This window comes from Variovorax sp. YR266, assembly GCF_900107295.1.
In the GTDB taxonomy this organism is placed as follows: domain Bacteria; phylum Pseudomonadota; class Gammaproteobacteria; order Burkholderiales; family Burkholderiaceae_C; genus Variovorax.
Window position 1 is genome coordinate 183,823 of the sequence record NZ_FNPM01000001.1, and the last position, 26,835, is coordinate 210,657.

The 26,835-nt window shown below is 67.1% G+C and carries 19 protein-coding genes and 1 pseudogene; 7 read left to right on the forward strand and 13 right to left on the reverse strand.

The genetic code is table 11. The annotated features are described in order from the left end of the window. Position 1 precedes the first annotated feature (1 nt). From kynU to BLW48_RS00955, 5 genes are all read left to right on the forward strand, one after another. Positions 2-1,279: a kynureninase gene (gene kynU, locus BLW48_RS00935; protein ID WP_093172106.1), complete on the forward strand. Its 1,278-nt coding sequence runs from the start codon at positions 2-4 to the stop codon at positions 1,277-1,279. 13 nt (positions 1,280-1,292) lie between these two features. Beyond that, a complete protein-coding gene (locus tag BLW48_RS00940) occupies positions 1,293-1,778 on the forward strand; it encodes a hypothetical protein (protein WP_093049603.1) in 486 nt (161 codons plus the stop codon). A 16-nt stretch (positions 1,779-1,794) separates the two neighbouring features. Further along, positions 1,795-2,643, forward strand: a complete 849-nt coding sequence (gene kynA / locus BLW48_RS00945) for a tryptophan 2,3-dioxygenase (protein ID WP_093075533.1) — start codon at positions 1,795-1,797, stop codon at positions 2,641-2,643. A gap of 241 nt (positions 2,644-2,884) precedes the next feature. Beyond that, on the forward strand, positions 2,885-4,270 hold the full coding sequence (locus BLW48_RS00950) for a reverse transcriptase family protein (protein ID WP_093172108.1): 1,386 nt from the start codon (positions 2,885-2,887) through the stop codon (positions 4,268-4,270). Between the two features lie 70 nt (positions 4,271-4,340). Then, positions 4,341-5,591: an SMI1/KNR4 family protein gene (locus BLW48_RS00955; protein ID WP_093172110.1), complete on the forward strand. Its 1,251-nt coding sequence runs from the start codon at positions 4,341-4,343 to the stop codon at positions 5,589-5,591. Positions 5,592-5,613: 22 nt separating this feature from the next. Here the strand turns inward: BLW48_RS00955 and BLW48_RS00960 are convergent, their stop codons facing one another. From BLW48_RS00960 to BLW48_RS00980, 5 genes are all read right to left on the reverse strand, one after another. Next, the gene (locus BLW48_RS00960) at positions 5,614-6,798 is read right to left on the reverse strand and encodes an FAD-dependent monooxygenase (protein ID WP_093172112.1); all 1,185 of its coding nucleotides are present in this window, start codon (positions 6,796-6,798) and stop codon (positions 5,614-5,616) included. A gap of 5 nt (positions 6,799-6,803) precedes the next feature. After that, positions 6,804-7,091 carry a DUF6587 family protein gene (locus BLW48_RS00965; RefSeq protein ID WP_093049590.1) on the reverse strand — a complete coding sequence of 96 codons (288 nt, stop codon included), beginning with the start codon at positions 7,089-7,091 and terminating at the stop codon, positions 6,804-6,806. Positions 7,092-7,119: 28 nt separating this feature from the next. After that, complete coding sequence (locus BLW48_RS00970; RefSeq protein ID WP_093049588.1) at positions 7,120-9,015, reverse strand: ferrous iron transporter B; 1,896 nt, start codon at positions 9,013-9,015, stop codon at positions 7,120-7,122. Continuing rightward, a complete protein-coding gene (locus tag BLW48_RS00975) occupies positions 9,008-9,310 on the reverse strand; it encodes a FeoA family protein (RefSeq protein ID WP_093049585.1) in 303 nt (100 codons plus the stop codon). Before BLW48_RS00975 ends, BLW48_RS00970 begins: the two co-directional genes overlap by 8 nt. Positions 9,311-9,453: 143 nt before the next feature. After that, entirely contained in the window at positions 9,454-9,948 is a 495-nt protein-coding gene (locus BLW48_RS00980; RefSeq protein WP_093172114.1) for a metallophosphoesterase family protein, read from the reverse strand. Positions 9,949-10,029: 81 nt separating this feature from the next. Between BLW48_RS00980 and BLW48_RS00985 the strand changes: the two genes are divergently transcribed. Continuing rightward, entirely contained in the window at positions 10,030-11,496 is a 1,467-nt protein-coding gene (locus BLW48_RS00985) for a C13 family peptidase (RefSeq protein ID WP_093173200.1), read from the forward strand. Between the two features lie 27 nt (positions 11,497-11,523). Here BLW48_RS00985 and BLW48_RS00990 read toward each other — a convergent pair whose 3' ends face one another. Both BLW48_RS00990 and BLW48_RS00995 read right to left on the reverse strand, forming a co-directional pair. Beyond that, positions 11,524-14,388, reverse strand: a complete 2,865-nt coding sequence (locus BLW48_RS00990) for an aconitate hydratase (RefSeq protein WP_093172117.1) — start codon at positions 14,386-14,388, stop codon at positions 11,524-11,526. A 159-nt stretch (positions 14,389-14,547) separates the two neighbouring features. Further along, complete coding sequence (locus tag BLW48_RS00995) at positions 14,548-14,982, reverse strand: hypothetical protein (RefSeq protein WP_093172118.1); 435 nt, start codon at positions 14,980-14,982, stop codon at positions 14,548-14,550. Positions 14,983-15,113: 131 nt separating this feature from the next. Between BLW48_RS00995 and BLW48_RS01000 the strand changes: the two genes are divergently transcribed. After that, entirely contained in the window at positions 15,114-15,965 is an 852-nt protein-coding gene (locus BLW48_RS01000) for a helix-turn-helix domain-containing protein (RefSeq protein WP_093173202.1), read from the forward strand. Here BLW48_RS01000 and BLW48_RS01005 read toward each other — a convergent pair. From BLW48_RS01005 to BLW48_RS36040, 6 genes and pseudogenes are all read right to left on the reverse strand, one after another. Then, positions 15,865-18,129 (reverse strand): acyl-CoA dehydrogenase, encoded by a 2,265-nt coding sequence (locus BLW48_RS01005; protein ID WP_093172120.1) that lies wholly within the window; start codon positions 18,127-18,129, stop codon positions 15,865-15,867. The two genes, BLW48_RS01000 and BLW48_RS01005, sit on opposite strands and share 101 nt — an antisense overlap. Positions 18,130-18,239: 110 nt before the next feature. Further along, a complete protein-coding gene (locus tag BLW48_RS01010) occupies positions 18,240-18,833 on the reverse strand; it encodes a hypothetical protein (RefSeq protein ID WP_093172122.1) in 594 nt (197 codons plus the stop codon). A gap of 8 nt (positions 18,834-18,841) precedes the next feature. After that, the gene (locus BLW48_RS01015; RefSeq protein WP_093172124.1) at positions 18,842-19,996 is read right to left on the reverse strand and encodes a DUF2827 domain-containing protein; all 1,155 of its coding nucleotides are present in this window, start codon (positions 19,994-19,996) and stop codon (positions 18,842-18,844) included. Next, positions 19,993-21,144 (reverse strand): DUF2827 domain-containing protein, encoded by a 1,152-nt coding sequence (locus tag BLW48_RS01020; protein ID WP_093172126.1) that lies wholly within the window; start codon positions 21,142-21,144, stop codon positions 19,993-19,995. Before BLW48_RS01020 ends, BLW48_RS01015 begins: the two co-directional genes overlap by 4 nt. 82 nt (positions 21,145-21,226) lie before the next feature. Beyond that, positions 21,227-21,637, reverse strand: coding sequence for a YadA-like family protein (locus BLW48_RS36035; protein WP_371127535.1), 411 nt, complete (start codon positions 21,635-21,637; stop codon positions 21,227-21,229). Further along, positions 21,620-26,791 (reverse strand): annotated as a pseudogene (locus BLW48_RS36040) (beta strand repeat-containing protein); the annotation flags it as partial. The pseudogene BLW48_RS36040 and the gene BLW48_RS36035, both read right to left, overlap by 18 nt. Positions 26,792-26,835 lie beyond the last annotated feature (44 nt).

Consider the following 26,835-nt stretch of genomic DNA (forward strand, 5'->3'; position numbering starts at 1 on the left):
CATGACGACCCTTGCAGACTGCCGCGCGCTCGACGCGCAAGACCCGCTGCGCGCCTTGCGCGACCAATTCACCATTCCCGAGGACGTGCTGTACCTCGACGGCAACTCGCTCGGCGTGATGCCCAAGGCCGCACCGGCACGCATCGCTGAGGTGGTGACGAAGGAATGGGGCGAAGGCCTGATCCGCTCGTGGAACACCGCGAGCTGGTTCAACCTGCCGCAACGCCTGGGCGACAAGGTGGCACGACTGATCGGCGCAGCGCCCGGCGAAGTGGTGTGCACCGACAGCACCTCGGTCAACCTCTACAAGGTGCTGTTCGCGGCACTCTCGCAACAGAAGGACAGCGGTCGCAAGCTGGTGATCAGCGAGCGCAGCAACTTCCCGACCGACCTGTACATCGCCGAATCGCTGTGCCGCGAGCGCGGCTTCACGCTGAAGCTGATCGACGCGAGCGAATTGCCCGGCGTATTGACCGACGAAGTGGCCGTGCTGATGCTCACGCACGTCAACTACCGCACCGGCGCCATGCACGACATGAAGTCCGTCACCGCCGCCGCCCACGCCGTGGGCGCGCTCACGGTGTGGGACCTCGCGCACAGTGCGGGCGCCGTGCCGGTCGCGCTCAACGACAGCGAAGCCGACTACGCCATCGGCTGCGGCTACAAGTACCTGAACGGCGGCCCCGGCGCGCCGGCGTTCGCGTGGGTGAACACGAAGCACGCGGGCCAGTTCGAGCAGCCGCTGTCCGGCTGGTGGGGCCATGCGGCGCCCTTCGAGTTCACGCCGCACTACCGGCCTGCCCCGGGTGTCGGCCGCTACCTCTGCGGCACGCAGCCGATCATCGCGCTGGCCGGGCTCGAATGCGGGCTCGACACCGTGCTCGCGGCCGAAGCCTTCAACGGCACGAACGGCGCGATGGCCGCGCTGCGCACCAAGTCGCTCGCGCTCACCGACCTGTTCATCGCACTGGTCGAAGAGCGCTGCGCCAGTCAAGGCCTCTCGCTCGTCACCCCGCGCGACCACGCACTGCGCGGCTCCCAGGTCTGCCTGAGCCGCGAAGAAGGCGCCTACGCCATCGTGCAAGCGCTGATCGCGCGCGGCGTGATCGGCGACTACCGCGCCGGCGACTCGCAGATGCCCGACATCCTGCGCTTCGGTTTCACGCCGCTGTACCTGAGCTTCGAGGACGTGTGGAACTCGGTCGAGCACCTGGCGCAGGTGCTGGAGACGGGCGAGTGGAAGCGCGAAGAGTTCAACCGCAAGAACGCCGTAACCTGAGACGAAGCCAGCCATGAAATCCCGACTGATCATTCTGTACACCGCCTTGCTGATGCTGGCGGCACCCGCCCTTGCACAGCAACCGGCGTTCACGCTGCCGCAACTGAAGGCCTTCGCCGAACTGACGCCCGACGCCTTTCGCCAGCAGATCAAGAGCCAGGGCTTCTCGTATGCCGACAAGACCGTGACCGACGAGGTCAGCATGATCGAGTACGAGAAGTTCGTCGACGGCCAGACCACGCACCTGATGAAGTCCACCTACGTGGAAAGCCGCCGCAGCGAGGACGGCGTGCAGCTCTCGCTGACCGACAAGGCCGCCTTCGAGCGCCTCGTGAAGGAGGCACGCGACACCGGCTACAAGCCGGGCGAGAAGGGCCGCATTCCCGGCGGCGAGACCTACCAGGAATACAAGCGCAAGAACGAGGTCGTGCGCTTCGTCTATCCGAAGAAGGAGTCCGGCATGGGCCTTCCTTCCTATACCGCCGTGGTCTGGCGATGACCCGCCAGCAAACATCATGAGCACCGACAAGTCCCCCGAGAACATCGTCCACGAGGAAAAAGCGCAGCTGGACTTCAGCAAGTCCATGAGCTACGGCGACTACCTGCACCTCGACGAGATCCTCAACGCGCAGCATCCGCTTTCGCCCGCGCACGACGAAATGCTGTTCATCGTGCAGCACCAGACCAGCGAGCTCTGGATGAAGCTGATGCTGCACGAGCTGCGCGCCGCCACCGCCCACATCGCCGAAGAGAAGCTGGCCGACGCATTCAAGATGCTCGCGCGCGTGAGCCGCATCATGGAACAGCTGGTAAGCGCATGGACCGTGCTCTCGACCATGACGCCGCCCGAGTACACGGCGATGCGCCCCTACCTCGCGAACTCCAGCGGCTTCCAGAGTGCGCAGTACCGGTGCATCGAATTCGCGCTCGGCAACAAGAACGCCGCCATGCTCAAGCCGCATGCGCACCGCGCCGATCTGCTGGCGCAGGTCGAAGCGGCCTATCGCGCGCCTTCGCTGTACGACGAGTCGCTGCGCCTGCTGGCACGCCACGGCCTGCCGGTGCCCGCCGACCGGCTGGAACGCGACTGGACACAGCCCTACGAATCGAGCGATGGTGTCGAAGCGGCGTGGCTCACGGTCTACCGCAATCCGCACGATCACTGGGACCTGTACCAGCTCGGCGAAAAGCTCACCGACCTGGAAGACGCGTTCCGCCTATGGCGCTTCCGCCACGTGACGACGGTCGAGCGCGTGATCGGATTCAAGCGCGGCACCGGCGGCACGGGCGGCGTTAGCTACCTGCGCAAGATGCTCGACGTGGTGCTGTTTCCGGAAATCTGGAAGCTGCGCACCGACCTGTAGCCCGCGAGGCCGCGCGCGAAGTTGGCTCCTACAATCCGCGCGGCACCAGCACTTCAAGACTCGACAAGGCTCTGCGATTCGTCGCCTGGTCTTGTACTGCGGGGGAACCCCGTGGTGGATGGATGGCCACACATTCCGGCGCGTGAGCGGACCTGCGCTACCGCGCAGCCCAGCTAGCGCATCACCGGCTGGTTGAAGGGCTGGTTGCCACCCACCTTCACAGGCCTCGCCATCTTCATTCATGACGCGTGAACTGAGCTACAGCGAATGGATCGCCCAAAGCCTAGCGCGCGCATTGCTTGCCGATGCGAGGCAACCCGGCGGCACCGCGCCCGGTGCGTTACGTGCGCGGGCTGCGGCAACGCTGGGCGCCGACGCGCCCTGGCTGAAGCCGCTGGCGGAAGCGCTCGGCAACCGGTCGCGAGCCACTTGGCGGCGCACCGACCTGCCCACGCTGGCGAAGGCGATCCATGAAATGCCTGAGTTCGATGCGGCCTTCGAGCAGGACGAGGAGCCACGCGTGCGGCGAATCATCCTCCGGCCTGCGGAGATGTTCCCCCGCCCGATGGGGCTGGACCATTTCGCGCTGCCGAACATCCCGACGCTCGCCGACCTCGCGCAGTGGCTGGAGCTCGACGCGGACCGGCTGGCCTGGCTCACATCGCCGGCACAGGCTTTTCGCGCACCCAGCGATCCCGGCGTGCAGCTCTCATCGCACTACCGCTACCAATTGCAGCCCAAGCTCCTCGGCGGCCTGCGCCTGCTCGAGATTCCCAAGGCCGGCCTGAAGCGCGCGCAGCGCCGCATCCTCGACGACCTTCTGCAGCACGTGCCCGTGCATGAAGCGGCGCACGGCTTCGTGCCGGGCCGCTCGGTCGCGAGCCACGCGGCCGCCCACGCCGGCAAGGAGGTCGTGATCGGATTCGACCTGCGCGACTTCTTCCCCGCCGTTCGCGCCTCGCGCGTGCATGCCACGTGGCGCACGCTGGGCTACCCCGAAGGCGTGGCGCGCGCCCTCACCGCACTGTGCACGCACCGCACCGATGCCGCCGTGATCGAGCGGCTGCGCGACGACGGCGGGCTCGACTGGATGGGCGCCAAGCGCCTCGCCGCGCCGCACCTGCCCCAGGGCTCGCCCTGCTCGCCCGCGCTGGCCAACCTCTGCGCATTCCGGCTCGACCTGCGGCTCGAAGGCCTGGCGTGGGTCTTCGGCGCCACCTACACGCGCTATGCCGACGACCTGGTGTTCTCCGGGCCGGCCTCGCTGCGCGCGCGGTTCACCGCCTTGCGCGCCTGGGTCGACGGCATCGCGGCCGACGAGGGCTTCGAGCTGCACCCGCGCAAAGTGCGCTGCATGCCGCAGCACCGCCAGCAGCGCGTGACCGGCGTGGTCGTCAACGACAAGGCCAACGCGCCGCGCGAAGACTTCGACCGGCTCAAGGCCGTGCTGCATCGCTGCGCGCTCGACGGCCCCGCCGGCCAGAACCGCGCGAAGGCGGCCGACTTTCGCGGTCACCTGCTGGGCCACATCGCATGGATCGGCCAGTTCAGCCCGACGCGCAAGGCCCGGCTGATGAGGCTTTTCGACCGCATCGACTGGACGGGTACCACGCAAACGCCCTCATGAAGCTGGGGTGGACCTGATTGTTCCGTCGGCGCAAAGCGCTACAGTTTTGAAAACAACGGAGGCCCCCGCCATGCACGACATCAGGTTCACACCCGACGAGCTCTCCACCCTGCGCGAACATGGCGTCGTGCTGTTCGCCGACCGCGTGATCTTCGACGCGCAGCCGCCAATGCCGCCGCAGCAGATCGACGCCGTGCAGGCCCTGTGCGCAGGCCCCATTCCCGAAGCGCTGCTCGCGCTGTGGCAGCAGACGGCGGGCGGGCGGCTCGACTACGACCTGTCGCTCGAGATGAACGGCAACCTCGAAGCCATCAGCTGGAACGAGCTGTTCTGGAACGGCAGCGACGGCTACCACGACCTGCAGGGCTGGATCGAGCACGAACTGGAACTGGCCAAGGAAGCCGCCGAGGACGGCGGCAAGCCATCGAGCGGCAAGCTCACACACCTGCCCTTCGGCGGCTTCGAGTACACCGACCGCGTCTACGCGGTGGTCGAACCCGGTGCCGGGCACGGGCAGATCGTCGCGTGGAAGAAGGGCCTGCCACCGGCCTGGACGCACGCGCTGCATGAAGACAGCGTGAACACCATCGCGCCCGACCTGCGCGGCGCATTCGCGGCGCTGCAGCTCGACGAAGACCCGCTGGCACCCACGAGCGACTACTTCTCGGGGCAGACGCTGCTCGGCTACCTCGACGACCGCCACCAGGACCACGGGCTCGACCTCGACCTGATGGACAAGCTGGTGACCTTCTATTGCCACGCCGTGGTCGACTGGCACACGCCGCTGGCCGAAGGCACGCTGCGCCACCATCCGTCGATCGCGCGCGTGGCCCTGCGCCATGCGATCGCGGCCGACGATGCCGGGCTGGTCGCCGAACTCGCCGCCTCGGGCGTGGGCTTCGACGGGCCGCATCAGGGCAGCGCGCTCGCGACCGACGTCGCGGTGGGGCACGGCGCCTTCGCCGCCGCAGCAGCGCTGGTGCGCGCAGGCGCGCCGGTGGCGGCCGACGCCCTGCGCAACATCGACGGGCAGATCGCTCCCGAACTCACGAGCGCGTTGCTTGCCAACGGCGCGGAGCCCAACGTGACGGCCATCGTCAAGTGCGCGGCGTGCGGCGCGCCCGCAAGCGCGCACCTGATCGCTGATGCCTGCGCGCAGGCGGGCATCGATGTGGCGCCCGCATTCGTTGCGGAGCGCGATGCGATGCTGCTCGAACTGGAGACCACGCTCGCGCAGATGCAGGACGGCACGCACGGGCACTACCTCGGGCAAGAGGGGCTCGCGGAACGCATCGAGCACCTTCAGACCTTCCGGCTCTGAAAGGCGCCGGCGCGCCGTTCGCTCAGCCGCCGTACAGCCAGGGCTGGTCGAGCAGCTTTGCGCCCAGCAGGCGCATCGCCATGTCGCGGCCCAGGCGCACGGCGCCCGTGGCATGGAAGATCTCGCCGTTGCGGCGCGCACGTGCCTGCACCTGCGCGTTGCGTGCCCAGCGCGCCTCGGCATAGCGCGCGAAGGCAGCGGGCACATCGGCCGCACTGCCGTCGGCTAACGAATCGGCCAGCGCCACCGCGTCTTCGATGGCCATGCCCGCGCCTTGCGCGAGGTACGGCACCATCGGATGCGCGGCATCGCCCACCAACGCGACACGCTCATGCGCCATCTCGGCTGCGCTGGTCATGGGGGCGCGGTCGCCGAGCGACCATGCGCGCCAGCCGGGCATGGCATCGAGCAACGACTGCAGTCCGGCGCAGCTGCGGCCCATGGCCTGCTTCAGGGCGGCGATGCTGCTGGACTGGTCCCAGTCGCGCGCGTCGCCGGCCGGGGCCGATTCGGCGATCACCACCACGTTGAGCCAGTCGCCGCCGCGCACCGGGTACGCCACCGCATGCAGGCGTGGGCCGAGCCACACATCGACCTGCTTGCGGCGCAATGCGGCAGGCAGGCTCGATTGTTCGATCAGCGCGCGCCAGGCCGTGTGGCCGGTAACGCGCGGTGGCTGCGCGGCAGACGCGCAATCGAGCTGCCGACGCACCATGCTCCAGAGGCCGTCGGCTCCGACGATGGCTTCGCCCTCCCAGGCGCGCGCGTCGGTGCTCGACAGGCAGACGAGGTCATCGCTGGTTTCCACCTGCCTGATCTGCGCGCCAGTCACGAGTGAGCCGGTGCCGCGCGCACGCACGGCATCGAGCAGCAGGCCGTGCAGGTCGGCGCGATGCACGCAGAAGTAGGGAGCGCCGTAGCGCTGCTGCATGGCGTCGGCGAGCGGCATGCGGGCGAGTTCGGAGCCGCTTTCTGCGCTGTGCACCACCAGCGCATCGGGCCGCGCCGCGATGGCCGCGAGCCCGGGGCCCAGGTCGAGTTGCTGAAGACGCCGCGTGGCATTGGGCCCGAGCTGCACGCCGGCACCGATTTCGCCGAAGACGGCGGCCTGCTCGAAAACGTCGACCCGGTGCCGGCCCTTGGAAAGCGCCAGCGCAGTGGCCAGCCCCCCGATGCCGCCCCCGGCGACGAGGATGTGCGCGGGCATCGGTCTCAGCGGCCGTGCATGGACGGGCTGATGGTGGCCTGGTCGGCTTCCGGTTGTTTGAGAGGTGTCTTGGGACCGCAGCTTCCGCAGCTGTCGCACGAGCCGCAGCCCGAGGTCTTGGCGAGCGATGCAGCCAGTTCCTTGGCGCGTTCTTCGTCGACCCAGCCCGCGCGATGCGTGCCGGCCGCGAGCTTCTGTGCCGCGCCGCGGCGCCAGCCTGCGGGCATCCAGCGCCAGACCGCGTAGAACGCGGCGGCCGCGACGATCAATCCGACGATCAGTTGCTGTGCCATTTCTTCTTCAAACCTTTCATGACAGGTTTTAACCCGCTCCGAGTGCCACCGCAACGCGGTAGGTGATGAAGCAGGCCATGTAGGCCAGCGCGAACAGGTAGCCAGCCATGATCCAGACGTACTTCCACGAGCCCGTCTCGCGCTTCACCGCAGCCAGCGTCGAGATGCACTGCGGCGCGAACACGTACCAGACCAGCAGCGACAGCGCGGTAGCCAGCGACCAGCTGCCAGCGATGAGCGGCTCCAGCTGGCCCGCCACGTCGTCGCCCGTGGCCGACAGCGCGTACACCGTGCCGAGCGCACCCACGGCCACTTCACGCGCCGCCATGCCGGGCACCAGCGCGATCGAGATCTGCCAGTTGAAGCCAATGGGCGCGAAGATGTGCTCCAGCCCGCGGCCGATCATGCCGGCCAGGCTGTACTGGATGGCCGGGCCGGTCGCGCCTTCTGGCGGCGACGGGAAGGTCGACAAGAACCACAGCAGGATCGTCAGCGTCAGGATGATCGTGCCTACGCGCTGGATGAAGATCCAGGCACGCTCGTACAGGCCCAGCGCCAGGTTGCGCGGGTTCGGCCAGCGGTAGGCCGGCAGCTCCATCAGCAGCGGCGAATGCTGCGTGTTGTCGCGGAAGCGCTTCATCACCCAGGCCACGGCCATCGCCGAGACGATGCCGAACACATACAGCGCGAACAGCACCACGCCCTGCAGGTTGAACACGCCGCCCACGGTGCGCGCCGGAATGAAGGCCGCGATGAGCAGCGCATACACCGGCAGCCGCGCCGAACAGGTCATGAGCGGCGCGATCATGATGGTCGTGATGCGGTCGCGCCAGTTGCTGATGGTGCGCGTGGCCATCACGCCCGGAATGGCGCAGGCAAAGCTCGACAGCAGCGGAATGAACGAGCGGCCCGACAGACCCACGGTGCCCATCACGCGGTCGAGCAGGAAGGCCGCGCGCGGCAGGTAGCCAGAGTCTTCCAGCGCAAGAATGAACAGGAAAAGAATCAGGATCTGCGGCAGGAAGACGATGACGCCGCCCACGCCTGCGATCACGCCGTCGACCAGCAGGCTCTGCAGCATGCCCTCGGGCATGGCCGTCTTGAGCAGGTTGCCCAGCCCTTCGGTGCCGGCCTTGATGGCGTCCATCGGCACGTTGGCCCAGCTGAACACGGCCTGGAACATCAGGAACATGGTGACGGCCAGCACCAACATGCCCCACACGGGGTGCAGCACCACGCGGTCGATGCGGTCGCTGGTGGCAAGGCTGCCGACCGGCTCCTTCACCGTGAGACCGAGGATGCGGCGCACCTCGCGCTGCGTGGCCAGCACGTCGTCGAGGCCCGGCGCCTGCCAGGGCTGCGGCGTGGCGGCGGCCACTGGCGTGTCGAGCGCTGCGAGCAGGCCTTGCGCGCCGCCGGTGTGCACGCCGACGGTCTCGATGACGGGCACGCCCAGTTCGCGCGAGAGCACGGCCGTGTCGACCACGATGCCCTGCTTCTTCGCCATGTCGGTCATGTTCAGCGCCACCACCATCGGCAAGCCGAGCCGCTTGGCTTCGATCACCAGCCGCAGGTTCAGGCGCAGGTTGGTGGCGTCGGTAACGCACACCAGCAGGTCGGGCAGGGCTTCCTTGCTCTGGCCGGTGACGATGTCGCGGGTGACGGCTTCGTCGGCGCTCAGCGCGTTCAGGCTGTAGGCGCCCGGCAGGTCGAGCACGAACACGCGGCGGCCCGAGGGCGTGCGCAGCGTGCCCTCCTTGCGCTCGACGGTCACGCCGGCGTAGTTGGCCACCTTCTGGCGGCTGCCGGTGAGCAGGTTGAACAGTGCGGTCTTGCCGCAGTTGGGATTGCCCAGCAGGGCGATGCGGCCCGGCTGAGCGGTGGCGGCGAGGCGGCCGGGGCCCTGGATGACGGCTTCAACCATGGTTTGCGGCTCCCGGCGTGACGTGGATCAGCGCGGCCTCGTGGCGGCGCAGTGCGAAGGTGGTGTGGCCGAGGCGCACCGCCAGCGGCTCGCGGCCCGGAATGCCGCTGGCGACGATGCGCACGGCCTCGCCCGGCACGAAGCCGATTTCGGTCAGGCGCAGGACGAGTTCCCGGTCGTCGGCGTTGTCGGGGCGCGCCACGTCGAGCACGGTGGCCCACTGGTTGTTCGGAAGCTGGTCGAGGCGCAGGGCGACGGCGGTGGTCGGCGCTGCGCCGAAATCGTTGGTTCGCACGGTGAGAGGACGCCCGGGATATCGGGCGCGCCGGTAAGCAAAACCTAGATGCTAGCAATTCTCACTCACAAATACCTGACCAACCCCTCGAAATCAGGCTCTATCCGCCCAGAAACACCAAGAAACCGGCTCAAGGCCGGGTCTCAGGTGCCTCCCCCGGTAGAGGGAAGACCACCCTGCGGGTCGATCGAGACGACGCGCGCAGTCACTGACGCACCGTCGATAACGAGTTCGGCGACGGAAATCGGCAGCTTGAACCGTCGCGGGCCCGCACTGCCCGGATTGACGTAGAGCACACCATCGCGCTCTTCGACTTTCGGCTTGTGCGAATGGCCCGAGACGACCACGCGCACGCCGGCTGCGGGCGGGTCGATGTCGAGCTGCGCAAGATCATGAATGGCATAGAGGTGCACGCTGCCGAACTTCACAAGTTCGGTTTCCGCGATGGCATCTGCCCAGGGTTCGCGGTCGTTGTTGCCTCGCACGACCGTCAACGGCGCAATGGCCGCGAGCGCTTCGAGGATGCCGGCGTTGCCGATGTCACCGCCGTGCACGATGAAGTCGCTGCCCTTCAGGAAGGCGATGGCCTCGGGCCGCATGAGCCCGTGCGTGTCGGAGATCAAACCGATGCGAAGCATGGGCAGAAGAAGAAAGTTATTCAGGCAAACCCGGGGCGACAGCCGGCAAGAAGCACGGCCCCCAAGGGCATGATCGACGGCATGCCCGAAGACATCATCGCACCGCAGCAGCCTCCCGAGAACACCGAAGAAGCATCCGCTTCGCCTCCGCCCACGCAGGACACCCCGCCGCGCGCGAGCCTGTGGCGCTGGCTGGTCGGCGGCCTGCGCGCCTCGCTCCTGCTGGAGCCGCGCGTCGATGCACGACCCGCGCCCTGGCAGTTGCTGCTGCTCGTGCTGCTGCCCGAACTCGTCTGGACTGGCTTGGCGCGCCTCGAAATCGCCGGCCCCGCACGGCTCTACGAAACCGTCGGCCTCAACACGCTCTGGGTGCTCGGCGTGCTCGCGTGGCTGGGCTGGTTCGCGCTGTCCGGGCGGGCCCGCGGCGGCGGACTGGCGCGCTGGTTCGTGCTGGCCACCTGGGCGATGTTCCCGGCCAACCTGGCGCTCGGCATGCTGGCGCTGGGCTACACGCGCGGCTGGTTGCCGTCGGCGATCGCCACCTCGCCCGGCTACTGGGTCGTCTTCGGCCTGGGATGCGCGTGGATGGTGCTGGCGCTGGTTCGGTTCACCGCGCGCGAAGCCGGCGCACGTTGGCGGCTTGCGATCTTCGCGCCCGCGTTCGTCGCCCTGCTGACGCTGACTTTCTGGCAATCGCTCAACACACAAGACCGCATGTGGCAGCCCGATGCCACCAGCGCATCCACCCAGCCCGAGCGTCCGCGCATGCAGCTGACGCAGGAACTCTTCGAAGAACAGCAGGCGCTGTGGGAGCGCACGGTCGCGGCGCTGCCCGCCGGCAAGCCGGGGCAAACCAACGTCTACGGGCTGGTGTTTGCGCCCTACGCGTCTGAAGACGTGTTCCTGCGCGAGAGCAACATGGTCACCCAGTTGCTGGAAGAGCGCTTCGACGCCAAGGGCCGCGTGATCCACCTGATGAACCACGCGACCACAGCCGAGACGCTGCCCTGGGCCACCCCGCTCAACCTGCAGCGTGCCATTGCCGCGCTGGCCGAGCGCATGGACCGCGAGAACGACGTGCTGATCGTCTACCTCACCTCGCACGGCGCGCGCGACCACCAGCTGGCCGCCGCGCACTGGCCGCTGGCCGTGCCCTGGCTCACGCCGGAAGAACTGCGCGAAGCGCTCGACGAAGCAGGCATTCGCCACCGGGTGGTGGCGGTGTCGGCCTGCTATTCAGGGGGTTGGATCGAACCGCTGGCCAACGAAAACACGCTGGTGATGACCGCCGCCGACGCCACGCACACCTCGTACGGATGCGGCCGGCTGTCGGAGCTGACCTTCTTCGGCCGCGCGATGTTCAACGAGGAACTGCGCAAGACGCGCTCCTTCGAAACCGCCTTCGCGGCGGCCGTGCCGCTGATCAAGCAGCGCGAGATCGAGGCCGGCAAGGAAGACGGCTTCTCGAACCCGCAGATCCGCGTTGGCGAAAAGATCCGCCCGCTGCTCGACCAGCTTGCGCAGCGACTCGACGCCGCCTCGAAGTAGCAGCGCCGACGGGCCATGCTCCCGGGGTTATTCCAGGAGCTGCCGGAGCACGAACGGCAGGATGCCGCCGTGCTTGTAGTAGTCGACCTCGATAGGCGTGTCGATGCGCAGGCGCACCGTTACCTCCTGGTGCGTGCCGTCGGGGCGGTGCACCACCAGCTTCACGTCCATCTGCGGCTTCAGCTCGCTGCCGATCACCACGTCGATCTGCTCGTCGCCCGTGAGGCCCAGCGTCTGCCATGAATCGGCGCCGCGGAACTGCAGCGGCAGCACGCCCATGCCGACCAGGTTGGCGCGGTGGATGCGCTCGAAGCTGCGCGCCACCACGGCTTTGATGCCCAGCAGCTGCGTGCCCTTGGCGGCCCAGTCGCGCGAGGAACCGGTGCCGTACTCTTCGCCGCCGAACACCACCGTGGGCACGCCCTGCTCCATGTACTTCATGGCGGCGTCGTAGATGAACATCTTCTGGTTGCCCGGCTGAAACAGCGTGACGCCGCCCTCTTCCTGCGTGCCGTTGGCATCCGGCGGAATCATCAGGTTCTTGATGCGCACGTTGGCAAAGGTGCCGCGCATCATCACGTCGTGGTTGCCGCGGCGCGAGCCGTAGCTGTTGAAGTCGGCCTTGGGCACGCCGTGCGCCTTGAGCCAGATGCCCGCGGGCGAACTTTCCTTGATGGAGCCGGCCGGCGAGATGTGGTCGGTGGTGATCGAGTCGCCGAACAGCGCCATCACGCGCGCGCCCTTGAAGCCCGCGTCCGACGCATGCGGCTTCATCTTGAAGCCCTCGAAGAACGGCGGCTCGGCAATGTAGGTCGACTTCGGCCAGTCGTACACCTGACCATTGGTGCCCTTGATGCTGCTCCAGAACTTGCCCGGGTCGGTCTTGACCTTGTCGTAGTTGGAGCGGAACGACTTGGCGTTCATCGCGTAACGCAGGTTGTCGTCGATTTCCTTCGGCGTGGGCCAGATGTCGCCGAGGTACACGTCCTTGCCCTTCTTGCCCTTGCCCACGGGCTCGGTCATCAGGTCGGTCATTACATTGCCGGCGATGGCAAAGGCAACCACCAGCGGCGGCGAGGCGAGGAAGTTGGCCTTCAGGTTCGGGTGGATGCGCGCCTCGAAGTTGCGGTTGCCCGACAGCACGGCCGCGCCGATCAGGTCGTTCTTGGTGATCGCCTCGTTGATCTCGGGCGTGAGATCGCCGGCGTTGCCGATGCAGGTGGTGCAGCCGTAGCCCGCAAGGTAGAAGCCGAGCTTTTCGAGGTACGGCAGCAGGCCTGCCTTCTCGAGATATTCGGTCACGATGCGCGAGCCGGGAGCCAGCGAGGTCTTGATGTGCGGCTTGACCGTGAGGCCGGCCTCGACGGCCTTCTTGGCCAGCAGGCCGGCGGCCAGCATCACGCTCGGGTTCGAGGTGTTGGTGCACGAGGTGATGGCCGCAATCAGCACGTCGCCGTTGCCGATGGTGACTTCGCCCTTGGGCGCCGAAGGCGCGGTGGCGCTCACGTGCGCGGCGGCGTTGGTCGAGCGGTTGGCCACCATCTCGACCACGTCGAGCGGCGCGCCTGCTGGCGGCGGGGCGGCTTCTTCGTCACCGGCCTTGCCGGCCGCGACCAGCGGATAGCGCAGCTTGAGCTTGTCGGCCGGCTGGTTGAAGCCGTTGGCGTCGTTGGGCTTGCTGTAGAGCTCCGAGAACTTGGTGGAGAGGTGGCCGAGGTCGATGCGGTCCTGCGGGCGCTTCGGGCCGGCCAGGCTGGGCGAGACGGTGCCCAGGTCGAGCTTGACGATCTTCGTGTAGTCGATGTCGCCCGGGTTGGGCATGCCGTAGAGGCCCTGCGCCTTGTAGTAGGCGGCGAAGCGCTCGACCTCTTCCTTGGTGCGGCCGGTGCCTTCGAAATACGCCACGGTCATGTCGTCGACCGGGAAGAAACCCATGGTCGCGCCGTATTCAGGCGCCATGTTGCCGATGGTCGCGCGGTCGGGCACGGCAATGGATGCGGCGCCGGGGCCGAAGAATTCGACGAACTTGCCGACCACCTTTTCAGCCCGCAGGATGGAAGTGACGTACAGCACCAGGTCGGTTGCCGTGACGCCTTCGCGCAGCTTGCCGGTGAGCTCGAAGCCCACCACGTCGGGCGTCAGCATGTAGACCGGCTGGCCCAGCATGGCCGCCTCGGCCTCGATGCCGCCAACGCCCCAGCCGACCACGCCGATACCGTTGATCATGGTGGTGTGGCTGTCGGTGCCGACCAGCGAGTCGGGGTAATACGTTGGTTTGTCGTTCTTGTCGCTCGGGCTCTTGTAGACGCCGCGTGCAAAGTATTCGAGGTTGACCTGGTGCACGATGCCGAAGCCCGGCGGCACGACGCGGAAGGTGTCGAAGGCCTGCATGCCCCACTTCATGAACTGGTAGCGCTCGTTGTTGCGCTGGAATTCCAGCTTCATGTTCAGGTCGAGCGCCTTGGGCGTGCCGTAGTAGTCGACCATCACCGAGTGGTCGACCACCAGGTCGACGGGCACCAGCGGCTCGATGGTCTTGGGCGACTTGCCCAGCTTGGCGGCCACGCTGCGCATGGCGGCCAGGTCGGCCAGCAGCGGCACGCCGGTGAAGTCCTGCAGCACCACGCGGGTGACGACGAAGGGAATTTCGTCTACGCGCTCGGCGTTGGGCGCCCAGTGGGCCAGCTCTTCGACGTGCTTGGCCGAGACTTTCTGCCCATCGCAATTGCGCAGCACCGACTCGAGCACGATGCGGATGGAGACGGGCAGGCGGTCGATGGTGGGGTATTGCTTGGCCAGTTCCTTCAGGGACCAATATTTGCCGGACTTGCCTGACGGGGTCTTGAAGGTCTTGAGGGTGGACGCAAACGCATGCGCCGGGGCTTTGGCCATGGAGAGACTCCTGTTTGTTCGTGGAAGCCTCTCAAAGATATCAGGGATCAATGTCAGCCGTTGTAGTCGGTCTTCTCCGATCCCGCCTTCTGCCGCCCTGTTCCTCATCGCGAAAAATGCCGGGTAAAGGGGTGTCGCCGGCATTTGCGCGAGATCAGATCACCAACGACCGGCCGGCGTAAGCCCGGTGACCGCGCCTGCACTGCCGCGGGTGCGGCGCAGGCCAGTCCATTGCAGCTCGGCCAACACAACCACGCACGCCACCTGCGCCAGCACCCAGGCCATGCCCAGCACAGTGACCGCAAACATGCCGCTCACCAGCAGCGCGATGCACGCCACGGCCCAGCCGAAGTTGCCGGCGACGACCAGGCCGATCAGCGTGCGTGGCGGCGTGCTGCGGCTGGCCATGAAGGCCGCGGCGGCGGCATAGACCAGCAGGAACACGCCCGTACCCATGAGCAGCGGCGCCGGCAGCCCGGTCAACCCGGCCAGTGCGCCGGTGAATGCCACCTGCAGCGCGCCGGTCGCGGCGCAGGAGGCGGCGTCGGCCCACATCACGGCGGGCAGGAAGCGGGGGGATGCGAAGACGGACATGTGAATCTCCTTGGTTGCTACGCTGCAGGCCAGTCCTGCCGCGTTGGAGCCAATGATTCCGGCCAGCGTGGATCGCGTCGATGACCTGGGAGGTCATGGCGCCGCGCCGCCGCCGCGCCAGAATGCGCCTCATGAACACCACCCGCTCCCACCCGACCAAGGCCAGCCAGCCCGGCGCGCGCGACCCGTTCGGCGCCCACCTGCGGCACTGGCGCACCCACCGCCGCCTGAGCCAGCTCGACCTGGCGCAGGAGGCCGAGGTCTCGACCCGCCACCTGAGCTATGTTGAAACCGGCCGCGCCGCGCCGAGCCGCGAGATGGTGCTGCGCCTGGCCGAGCGGCTCGAGGTGCCGCTGCGCGAGCGCAATGCGTTGTTGGTGGCCGCCGGCTTCGCGCCGATGTATCGGCAGCGCTCGCTCGATGATCCGGCAATGGCCGCGGCACGCCGCGCGGTCGATCTGGTGCTGAAAGGCCACGAGCCCTTTCCCGCGCTGGCCGTGGACCGCCACTGGAACCTGGTCGCGCACAACGCGCTGGTGCCGCTGCTGATGGAAGGCGCCTCGCCCGAGCTGCTGAAGCCGCCCATCAACGTGCTGCGCCTGAGCCTGCACCCCGACGGCGTGGCGCCGCGCATTGCCAATCTCGCGCAGTGGCGCACTCACCTGCTCGAACGGCTGCAACAGCAGATTGCCGCCACGGGCGACGCGGTGCTGCAAGCGCTGCACGATGAACTTGCGGCCTATCCCTCGCCCGCCGTGAGCCATGACGCGCCCGTCATCGACACCGCGCTGTCGGCGGTGGCCGTGCCCTTTCAGGTGGTCATGCCGAGCGGCGTGCTGAGCTTCATCAGCACCATCACGATCTTCGGCACGCCGGTCGACGTCACATTGCAAGAACTCGCGGTGGAGTCGTTCTTTCCGGCGGATGAGCAGACGGCGGCAGCGCTGACGGCACTGGCTGCGCAGCAGCAACAGGCGGGCTGAGGTCGGCCCTGCCGTCTGCATCGCGCGGCGGGCCTTCGAAGTCGTCCACCTGGATGACCTTGTCGGCTGCCTTCAGGTAGGCGAGCGCCAGTTCGGGGTCGGGCGCCGAGCGGGCCGCCTCTTCGAGCGAGTTCATGCGGCGCAGCGCCTTGTTGAGCGCAGCCGTGGCGTCGCCTAGCTGCGCGCCCAGTTCCATCGCGTACATCAGATCGCGCAGGCCGCCGGCGGCTGGCTCGCTCAGGTCGGGCGCCAGGCGTTCGACGATGCGCGGGTCCTTGCGCAGCAGGTCGGCCAGTTCGAGCAGTTGCACGTCGCGCAGCGGCGCCAGGTGCGCGGTGCGGCGCAGTACCAGCGCACCGATCACGCGCCGGCCCGCCGTCGGCAGGTTGGCATAGAGATCGCGCAGGATCTTGCCGGCCTCGTCGATCTGCAGGCGGATCGCAGCCCGTGCGAAAGGCAACAGCTCCGGTGCCGCATCGACGCGATAGCGCCAGATGCACGAACTGGCCAGGTACAGGTGCGCGAGCACATCGCCCAGGCGCGCCGACAGCAGCTCCATGCGCTTGAGCTTGCCGCCGAGCATCCCCATCGCGAGATCGGCCGTGAGCGCGTACTTGGCGCTCATGCGCGCGACGAGCCGCGCTTCGTGCATCAGCTCATCGGGCGGCGCGCCGAGCACCGGCGCGCCGAAGAGGCTGCGCCACAGGTTCACCGCCACGTGCCTGCCGTGTGCCATGAGCGCCTTGCCGAGCGCGGTCTCGTCCTTCGCCTGCACGGCAGCCATTTCGTCGAGCACATGCGGATGGCATCGCACCGCGCCCTGCCCGAACACGATGAGCGCGCGCGTGAGGATGTTCGCGCCCTCCACCGTGATCGCGATCGGCGCCTGTCGGTAGGACACGCCGAGCAGGTTTGACGGGCCGGAGATGATGCCCTTGCCGCCGAGGATGTCCATGCCGTGGTTGACCGCGCGGCGTCCGGCTTCGGTCAGCTGCACCTTGAGGATGGCACTGGCCACGCTGGGCCGCTCGCCCTTGTCGAGCGCGGCCGCCGTGAAGCGTCGCGCCGCATCGGTCGCGTACAGCTCGGCCGACATCTGCGCCACCAGCCCCGCGACCGCGTGGAACTTGCCGACCGGCATGCCGAACTGTTCGCGAATTTGCCCATAGCCGTTGCTCACGTACAGCGCTGTCTGCTGCATCGCCGAGCCCAGCGCCGGCAGCGATATCGCGCGGCCCGCCGCCAGGCATTCCATCAGCATGCGCCACCCCTGCCCGACCTGCTGCTCGCCGCCGATGATCCAGTCCATCGGCACGAACACCTGCCGGCCGTGGATCGGGCCGTTCATGAAGGCGCTGTCCATCGGGCGATGGCGACGGCCGATGTCCATGCCCTCGTGCGGCACTGGAATCAGCGCGCAGGTAATGCCGAGTTCGCGCTCGCCCTCGGGCCTGCTTTCGTCGATGGCGTGGAAGGCCAGCCCGACCACGGTGGCGACCGGCGCGAGCGTGATGTAGCGCTTGTCGAAATCGACAAGAAAGCCGCGCGTCGGCTTGCCGTTGAACTCGCACTCGACCACCACACCACGGTCGGGAATCGATGCCGCATCCGACCCCGCATACGGCGATGTCAGGCCGAAGCACGGCAGCTCACGGCCGTCGGCAAGGCGCGGCAGGTAGTGCTCTTTCTGCGCATCGGTGCCGTAGCGCAGCAGCAGTTCGGCAGGCCCCAGCGAGTTGGGCACCATCACCGTGACGGCCGTGGCCACGTTGACGGTGGCGATGCGCGCCACCACCGTAGCGTGTGCATGGTGACCGAAGCCGAGGCCGCCGAATTCCTCGGGAATGATCATTCCGAAGAAGCGCTTCTCGCGCAGGTAGCGCCACACCTCGGGCGGCAGGTCGTGCGCCTGGTCGATGGCGTGGTCGTCGAGCATGTGGCACAGCTCGCGCACTTCGTTGTGGAGAAAGGCCTGCTCGCGTTCGGTGAGCTGGTTGGGGCCCATGGCCGCCAGTGCATCGAAGTCCGGGCGGCCTGCGAAGAGCTGGCCTTCGAAGCCGACGGTGCCCGCCTCGAGCGCCGCGCGCTCGGTGTCGCCCAGCGGCGGGAGCGCCTTCGAGAATGGCTGCATGGCCCATCGGCCGATCAGTGTCGCCAGAGGCATGGTGCGTCTCCTTCCGCGACGAATGCACGCGGATTGGCACCATTCTTGAGGCTTGTGGCTGGCCCCGAGGGCCGGTCAAGGGCTCCCCGGCCTGTCGGAGACGGACGCGCCTACCGCTTCTTCGGAGGCTGGGCCGCAGCAGCGGCGGCTGGATCCCGCCAGCCATATTCGACATAGCGCCGGATGACCAGGCAGCCCGGCGGCGAATCGATCAGCGAGACCGACGAAGTCGGCTCCTTCTCGTCGGTGTAGACCGCGTAGTTGGGCAGCAGCCGCGTCATCTTGTAGCTCGCCAGCTCCTGCTGGCCGACGCTCGCGCAGGTGAAGGGCGCGACCGAGATGCGCTCGGCCGACACGGTGCAGGAGCCGCTTTCATCGGGAATGGCCGTGATCGACGCGGCCACGCCGGCGTTCGGAAACTCCATGCCGATCAGCGAGAACATCGGCCCGGCGTCGGGGCGCTTTCGGTCCCAGTCGAGCAGCACGTCGTGGCTGCGAGCCCCCTGCACGGTGAGCGTGGAAAGCCGCGTGATGGCCGGCAGGCAGCGCTTGATGCCCACGCTGGTGGCAGCGCGCGTAAGCGTGTCCTGCGGGGCCGCGGGCGGGGCCTGGGGCACCAGCACGCCTTGGGCAAGCGCGGTGCCGGCGGCGGCCCATGCAAGGGCGGCAATCAGCAGGCGGGAGATTCGTTGGGTCGGCTTCATCCCGGTCCTCATGCGTAAAGGTTTTCGATGGCGGCGGTGTAGGCGCGCACGTTGTCCTCGCCCTCGGGGTCGAGCGTGGCGATGAAGCGGCGCGCGCGCTCGCGGTAGGCCGGCAGGTTGGCGTCGTGCTCGGCGAAGGCGCGCTGCAGGGCGCGGCCGCCCTCCTCGCAGTCGAAGCCGTGGTAGCGGTAGCCGCAGTCGCCGATGAGGTGCGAGTTGTGGACGAGCGGGTAGCCGCCGTACAGCGCCTCGTAGTAGAGGTAGTTCTGCGCGTTCTCCCAGTGGTGCGCGAACACGGCGTCGATCTTGCCGGGCATCACCTGGTACATCGGAAAGCGCCCCTCGAAGGTGGCCAGGCCGTGCTGCACGAGGTCCAGGCTCTGCGCGAAGCCGATGAACAGCGGCTTGTCCTTCAGGTGAAAGCTGTTGTAGACCCACATCTTCTCGATCAGCCGCGGCTGCGCGCGGTGCGCCGCCTCGCAGCCGAGCATGGGAACGAAGCTGGTCTTCACCATGCAGATGTTGGGCTCGAAGATGGCCACGCGCCACTGCTTGCGGCCGGGCTCGTAGACAAAGGGCGGGCCGTCCGCCGGCGCGCGGGCCATGGCGCGCTCCAGCACCATCGGGCTCCAGAGATGCGGCATGAGCCGCACCGGCGCGCGGAAGGTGCTCTCGAAGTAGGGCTTGCACGAAACCTCGTACTCGGGAATCGTCCAGACCTCGTCGTAGGGCGCGCCCGAGATCAGCAGGCCGTGCGGCTTGTCGAAAATCATGCGCTCGATGTCGATCACGTAGTCGTTGCCCACGCGCATCGAGACAATCTTGCCGCCGCGCTCACGGAACGCCACGGACCACGGCATGGCCAGCTGGGCGCTCATCTCGATCATGAGGTCGAGCTCCTGCGCTGCCGTGGCCATGTCGATGATGGGCACCGGCGAATCGGCGAGGAAGTTGGTGGCGTCCGCCGGGCCGCCGTCGCCGCCGCCGGCCACCAGCACGGCGCTTTCCACGCGCGGCGAACGCAGCAGCAGCATCACGAGGAACAGGCAGTTCTGGTAGACGCCGTTCTCCCACAGGCTCTGCTCGCCCTTGCGGATGAAGATGGAAACGCCGACCTTCAGCTTCGCCGGCATGGCGGTCTTTTGTTGCTGCGCCTCGTTCATGCGGCAGCCTTCACGCCGTCGGCACGGAATGCGGCATTGCCACCCACCAGGTTCAGCAGGCGCTGCGCATAGCCGTCGACGTTCGCGGGGTTGAGCGGATCGACCGCGTCGAAGACGCGTTGCGAGCGGGCGCGGTAGTCGTCCAGCTGCCGGTCGTGATTGCGCACGGCCTGCTGCAGTTGCGCCGCGCCGGCGGCGATGTCGAAGTCTGGGTAGTAGTAGCCCGCATCGCGCAGCCAGGGCGAGTTGTGCACCAGCGGGTAGTTGCCGTAGAGCGCATCGAGGTAGCTGTAGTTCTGGTCGTTCTGCCACTGGTGCGAAACCACCGCGTCGGCAAACTGCACCATGAAGCCCGCGAAGTCGTGCCGGCCGTGGAAGATCGCCTTGTGCTGGCGCACGATGTCGAGCGAGTTCGCCAGGTACAGCATGGTCGGGTGGTCCTTGATGTGCAGGGTGTTGAGCACCTGCATCGAGGTCACGGCCGCCGGGTCTGCGCGATAGGCCCCGTCGCAGATCAGCATGGGCACGCTGCTGGACTTCACCACCGAGATGTTGGGCTCGAAGATCGCCACCCGAAAGCCCGGCTGCTCCACAGTACGCGGCGTGTACCCGAAACGATGGCCCGCGGCCTCGACCTCCGCGACGCGCTGGGCCAGGAACTGCGGCGACCAGAGGTACGGCACCTCGAACACCGGGCAGCGATGCATGGTGCGCATCATGGGCGCGAACACCGCGTCTTTCGGCAGCAGCCACACCTCGTCGCAGCGATCGGGCTTGCTGAAGTGGCCCTTGTCGGTGAACACGATCGGCTCGGCCAGCGCCGCGAAAGGCTGGCCCACGCAATGGAACACCACGCGGCCGCCGCATGCGCGAAAGTAGGAGAGCCATTGCACGTCGAGCGCGCCGGCCATCTCGATGACCACGTCGAGCGCATCGGTCAGCTCGCGCGCCCGCCCGAAGGCCAGGCCCATGGCAGCAAGGTCGACCTGGGGCGGCATGCTCGACTGGTCGCCGGCGTCGATCAGGGTGACGGATTCGACGAACCCGATGCGTTGCAGCAGCCGGGCAAGAAACAGGACGTTCTGCCCCATCCCGTTCTCCCAGATGTTCTGCCCCGCGTGGGTGAGGACTGAAATACCAATGCGCATGGGGGCGAAGTGTGTACCAAAAGAAAAGGCTCCCGCACCATCACAGCGCGGGAGCCGGCCGGTCGCTGGCCGATTCAGTGGCTTATTTCCACTTCCAGCCGATGCCGGCGTTGACGCCCCACTCCTTGCCCGTGGTCGTCAGGCCCGCGCCCCAGGACATCTTGCCGTCGTCGGACAGCGCCTTGAAGGTCAGCGCCACCGCGCTGTAGCCCTTGTAGCTGCCGAGGCCCACGCCCACCGTCTTCTCGCCGGGGTACAGCGTCGGCAGGTAGGTGCCCGACATCGCGAAGGCCATGGCCGTGCCCGAGTAGGCAATGCGGGCCACATCGCCGACCTGGCTCTGCACCTGGTTCAGCTGGCTCATGTTGACCGCGTCGCCCGGCAGGATGCCCGGCGCCACGTTGCTGATGCGCGTGCCGCCCGGCGCCTGGCCATTGCCCAGCGTGATCTGGTTGTAGTTGACCGAGCCGTCCGGGTTGGTCGCGTACTGCACGCTGCCGGCCTTCGCGGCGGCTGCCGATGCCTTGAGCTGCGCCACGTTGGTCGCGTCGCTGTCGGCCGTGCCTGCTGCCACGCCCGTGATCTGGCGGTACTGCCCGTTGGCCGCATCGCCCACCGACACCGCGGCCTGCGTGCTGGTGGTCGCATTGACGGCTGCCTGCTGCTGTGCCGACGCACCGCCCGGCACGTAACCGGCCACGCCCGCCGCGGTGGAAGCCACCGAGCCCGAGCCCAGTGCGACGCCGCCGCTTTGCGTCACGATCGCGCCGAAACCGATGGCCGTGCCCTGCGAGATGTTCTGCGCCTTGCTCAGCTGCGTGCCGCCGGCATCCGCGTTGTCGCCCAGCGCCACGCCGCCGCCGCCCGCGCGGGAGTTCACGCCGATCGCCTGCGAGCCCGTGGCCAGCGCCCCTGTGCCGATGGCGATCGCGTTCGCACCCGTGGCCTGGGCGCCGAAGCCCACCGCCACCGCGCCGTCGGCCGTCGCCTTCGCACCGTTGCCGGCCGCAAAGGAGTTGGCGCCGCTGGCCACCGACTGCGGGCCGATCGCCACGGCTTCCTGGCCGCTGGCGTCTGCGTCTGCCGCCGTCGAATTGGCGTGGAAGTACTTGGTGCCCGTGTTGTAGATGTTGTTGACCGACGTGCTCAAGCTGTTGACGTTGACATTGGTCGTGCTCAGGCTGGTCGACAGGCTGCCGACGCCGGTCGAGAGACTGGCGATGTTGCTGGTCGCAGTGCTCAGGCCCGACGAGGTCGAGGTCGACAGGCTTGCGAGGTTGCTGTCGGTGGTGCTCAAGCCGGTCGACAGGCTTCCGATGCTGCTTGTCGCAGTGCTCAGGCCCGTCGAGGTCGACGTGGACAAGCTGTCGATGCTGCTCGTGGCAGTGCTAAGCCCCGTGGAGGTCGAGGTCGACAGGCTCGCAACGCTGCTGTTCGTCGTGCTCAGGCCGGTCGAGGTCGAAGTCGACAGGCTGGCAATGGCGCTCGTCGAACCGCTCAGGCTCGTCGACAGACTCGCCACATTGCTGTTCGTCGTGCTCAGGCCGGTTGACAGGCTGCCGATGCTGCTGGTCGCCGTGCTCAGGCCCGTCGAAGTCGACGTGGACAAGCTGTCGATGCTGCTCGTGGCAGTGCTCAGACCCGTGGAGACCGAGGTCGAGAGGCTGGTCACATTGCTGTTTGTCGTGCTCAGGCCGGTCGACAGGCTGCCGATGCTGCTGGTCGCCGTGCTCAGGCCCGTCGAAGTCGACGTGGACAGGCTGTCGATGCTGCTCGTGGCGGTGCTCAGGCCCGTGGAGGTCGAAGTCGAGAGGCTGGAAACGTTGCTGTTGGTCGTGCTCAGGCCGGTCGACAGGCTGCTGATGCCCGTCGAAGTCGATGTGGACAAACTGCCGATGCTGCTTGTGGCGGTGCTCAGCCCTGTGGAGGTCGAAGTCGACAGGCTGGAGACGCTGCTGTTCGTCGTGCTCAGACCGGTCGACAGGCTGCCGATGCTGCTGGTCGCGGTGCTCAAGCCCGTCGAGGTCGACGTAGACAGGCTGTCGATGCTGCTCGTGGCGGTGCTCAGGCCCGTGGAGGTCGAGGTCGACAAGCTCGAGACGTTGCTGTTCGTCGTGCTCAAACCTGTGGACAGGCTGCCGATGCTGCTCGTCGCAGTGCTCAAGCCAGTCGAAGTGGAAGTCGACATGCTGGCAATACCGCTGGAAACCGAGGTCGACAGCGAAGTCAGTTGGCTGAAGTTCACCGCGTCGGTGGGGTTCACACCCGCGGCAACGTTGGTCAGGATGACCGGCGATGTCGCGCCGACGCCGCCCAGCGTGACCTTGGTGTGAGTCGCATCGTCGTACTGGACCGAGTTCGCGACGCCCGTGGACAGGCTGCCGATGTTGCTGTTGGCGGTGCTGAGGCCGGTGGACAGGCTGCCGATGTTGCTGGTGGCGGTGCTCAGGCCGGTCGACGTCGAGGTCGACAGGCTGGTCACGTTGCTGTTCGTCGTGCTCAGGCCGGTCGACAGGCTGCCGATGCTGCTCGTCGCTGTGCTCAGGCCAGTCGAGGTCGAAGTCGACAGGCTGGTGACATTGCTGTTCGTCGTGCTCAGGCCCGTGGACAGGCTGCCGATGCTGCTTGTGGCTGTGCTCAGGCCAGTCGAGGTCGAAGTCGACAGGCTGGTGACATTGCTGTTCGTCGTGCTCAGGCCAGTCGACAGGCTACCGATGTTGCTGGTCGCGGTGCTCAGACCCGTCGACGTCGAAGTCGACAGGCTGGTCACATTACTGTTCGTCGTGCTCAAGCCGGTGGACAGACTACCGATGCTGCTCGTCGCAGTGCTCAGACCAGTCGACGTCGAAGTCGACAGGCTGGTCACGTTGCTATTCGTCGTGCTCAAACCTGTAGACAGGCTACCAATGCTGCTCGTCGCAGTGCTCAGGCCAGTCGAGGTCGAAGTCGAGAGGCTGGTGACATTGCTGTTCATCGTGCTCAAGCCAGTCGACAGACTACCGATGCTGCTCGTCGCAGTGCTCAGACCAGTCGACGTCGAAGTCGACAGGCTCGTCACATTGCTGTTCGTCGTGCTCAAGCCGGTCGACAGACTGCCGATGCTGCTCGTCGCCGTGCTCAGACCGGTCGACGTTGAAGTCGACAAGCTGGTCACATTGCTGTTCGTCGTGCTCAGGCCGGTCGACAGGCTGCCGATGCTGCTTGTCGCTGTGCTCAGGCCCGTGGAGGTCGAAGTCGACAGGCTAGTCACATTGCTGTTGGTCGTGCTCAAGCCGGTCGACAGACTGCCGATGCTGCTCGTCGCCGTGCTCAGACCGGTCGACGTTGACGTCGACAAGCTGGTCACATTGCTGTTCGTCGTGCTCAGGCCGGTCGACAGGCTGCCGATGCTGCTGGTGGCTGTGCTCAGACCGGTCGACGTCGAGGTCGACAAGCTGGTCACATTGCTGTTGGTCGTGCTCAAGCCGGTAGACAAGCTGCCGATGCTGCTGGTGGCTGTGCTCAGACCCGTCGACGTCGAGGTCGACAGGCTGGTCACGTTGCTGTTTGTCGTGCTCAAGCCAGTGGACAGGCTACCGATGCTACTTGTCGCTGTGCTCAGACCCGTCGACGTCGAGGTCGACAGACTGGTCACATTGCTGTTCGTCGTGCTCAGGCCCGTCGAAAGGCTGGCAATGCTGCTCGTTGCGGTGCCGATGCTGCTCGACAACGAAGCTGTGACGGTCTTGACTTGCAGGACGTTGACGGCGTCCTGGTCCGCGCTGCCCGGCGCCACGCCTGTGATCTGGCGGTTGCCCACGTTCACTTCACCCGATGAGCTTTGCTTGCTCGTCAGGCCGAACGCATCGTAGTTGGCCAACGCACCCACGCTGGCCACCGAGTTCGCACCCAGCGCCACGCTGTCGGGCTTGGTGGTCTGGGCGTTCTTGCCGACCGCCACGCTGTTGTCGCCGTTGGAGATCGCGTTCTGGCCGATGGCCACGCTGTCGGCGCCGTTGGCCTGGCTGTCCGCGCCGGTGCTGTTGGCGTGGAAGTACTTCGTACCGGTGTTGTAGATCGAGCTGACCGACGAGCTCAGGGTGCCAAGGTTGCTGTTGGTCGTGCTCAGGCCAGTCGACAGGCTGCCGATGCCGCTCGTTGCGGTGCTCAAGCCGGTGGACAGGCTGGAGACGTTGCTGTTGGTCGTGCTCAGGCCTGTAGACAGACTGCCGATGCTGCTCGTCGCAGTGCTGAGACCTGTCGACGTCGAAGTCGACAGGCTGGTCACGTTGCTGTTCGTCGTGCTCAAGCCGGTAGACAGGCTGCCAATGCTGCTCGTGGCGGTGCTCAGACCCGTCGAGGTCGAAGTCGACAGGCTCGCAACGTTGCTGTTGGTCGTGCTCAGGCCTGTAGACAGACTGCCGACGCTGCTGGTCGCGGTGCTCAAGCCGGTCGAGGTCGAGGTCGACAAACTCGCAACGGCGCTGTTCGTGGTGCTTAAACCAGTGGACAGGCTGGAGACATTGCTGTTGGTCGTGCTCAAACCGGTCGAGAGGCTGCCGATGCTGCTTGTCGCGGTGCTCAGACCTGTGGAGGTCGAGGTCGACAGACTGGTGACGTTGCTGTTCGTGGTGCTCAGGCCAGTCGACAAGCTGCCGATGCTGCTCGTCGCGGTGCTCAAACCGGTCGAGGTCGACGTCGACAGGCTGGAGACATTGCTGTTCGTGGTGCTCAGGCCAGTGGACAGGCTGCCAATGCCGCTAGTCGCCGTACTCAGACCCGTCGAGGTCGACGTGGACAGACTGGTCACGCTGCTGTTCGTGCTGCTCAAGCCGGTCGACAGGCTGCCGATGCTGCTCGCCGACGCGCTCAGGCCAGTGGACAGGCTGCTGACGGTGCTGTTGGTCGTGCTCAAACCAGTCGACAGGCTGCCGATGCTGCTCGTCGCAGTGCTCAGGCCCGTCGAGGTCGAGGTCGACAGACTGGTCACATTGCTGTTCGTTGTGCTTAGGCCCGTGGACAGGCTGCCGATGCTGCTCGCGGCAGTGCTCATGCCCGTGCTCAACTGAGCCACGGTCACGGCGTCCTGGGGCGCCGCGCCATCGGCAACGTTCGTGATTCGCCGCAGGGCGGAAGACGAACCCACCGAGACCTCGGACGCAGGCGCGTTGGTGTTGGTGAGGAACCCCTTGCCGGTAGGCGCCGCGGCGCCGGTCACGCTGCCCGCGCCAATTGCGACGCTGTTTGCATACGCTGCATTGGCGCTGTCGCCGACAGCAATGCCGGACGCGCCATTGACGGCTGATCCACGTCCGACGGCAATGCCGGAGGTTGCCGTCGCAGCGACAGCGGACTGCCCACCAATGGCGATCGAATCGTTCGCAAGCGCCTTCGCCCCGCCAACGGAGTTGGAGCCAATCGCGGTGGATCCGTCAGCGAACGAATTCGCTGTCCGGCCAAGGGCCACGGAGTAGGCGCCTGTGGCGTTGGCTCCCGAGCCAATGGCAGCGCTGCGGTCACCCATGGAAGAAGCATTGGTGCCGACCGCCAGGCCGTTTGTTGCACCGGCGCCGGTCTGCGCGGCATAACCGATAGCTGCGGAGGTGGCGCCCTGGGCATTCGAAAGGGTCCCGAATGCCGTGGAACCGCTGCCCGTGGCATTTGCGCTGTTGCCGAAAGCGGTCGAAGGTGCCAGTCCCGATGCATCGCCAA